The following is a 1,129-nucleotide window of genomic DNA, read 5'->3' as shown; positions in this document are numbered from 1 at the left end:
ATCGCGAAACGTAGACCTTCGTCCATTGCGATTGGTGCGATTAGCTCTACAGTCATCTGTACGTTGTCGCCTGGCATTACCATTTCTACGCCGTCTGGTAGCTGGATGTCACCAGTTACGTCAGTTGTACGGAAGTAGAACTGTGGACGGTAGCCTTTGAAGAATGGAGTGTGACGACCACCTTCATCTTTAGACAGTACGTATACTTCTGATTCGAACTTAGTGTGTGGAGTGATTGAACCAGGCTTAGCTAGTACTTGACCACGTTCAACTTCGTCACGCTTAGTACCACGTAGAAGTGCACCAACGTTCTCACCTGCACGGCCTTCGTCTAGAAGCTTACGGAACATCTCAACACCAGTACATGTAGTTGTAGTAGTGTCTTTGATACCTACGATAGCAACTTCGTCACCTACAGTTAGGATACCACGCTCGATACGGCCAGTTACTACTGTACCACGACCTTGGATTGAGAATACGTCTTCGATAGGCATTAGGAATGGCTGATCTACCGCACGCTCTGGCTCAGGGATGTAAGTATCTAGAGCTTCTGCTAGTTCAACGATTTTCGCTTCCCACTGCTCTTCGCCGTTTAGTGCGCCTAGTGCAGAACCTTGGATAACTGGTAGGTCATCACCTGGGAAATCGTATTCAGATAGAAGTTCACGAACTTCCATTTCTACTAGTTCTAGTAGCTCTTCATCGTCAACCATGTCACATTTGTTCATGAATACGATGATGTATGGGATACCAACCTGACGGCCTAGTAGGATGTGCTCACGAGTTTGTGGCATTGGGCCATCTGTCGCAGCAACAACTAGGATACCACCGTCCATCTGTGCAGCACCAGTGATCATGTTTTTAACATAGTCAGCGTGTCCTGGACAGTCAACGTGTGCGTAGTGGCGTGATGGAGTGTCGTACTCAACGTGAGAAGTTGCGATTGTGATACCGCGCTCACGCTCTTCTGGAGCGTTATCGATAGATGCGAAGTCTTTAGCTACACCGCCGTAAACTTTAGCAAGAGTAGTACAGATAGCTGCAGTTAGAGTTGTTTTACCGTGGTCAACGTGGCCGATAGTACCAACGTTAACGTGCGGTTTCGTACGTTCAAATTTTTCTTTAGACA

1 protein-coding gene is annotated in these 1,129 nt (G+C 47.3%); it reads right to left on the bottom strand.

Translation table 11 applies throughout. The features are described from left to right. Positions 1-1,129, bottom strand: a 1,129-nt coding sequence (tuf, locus tag R8N28_RS26265; protein ID WP_017633725.1) for an elongation factor Tu, incomplete at both ends; no start/stop codon positions are given.

It is taken from the genome of Vibrio sp. Vb1554 (assembly GCF_033344235.1).
Note: the sequence above shows the minus strand (reverse complement) of the source record. Positions and strands in the feature narration are given on the sequence as shown.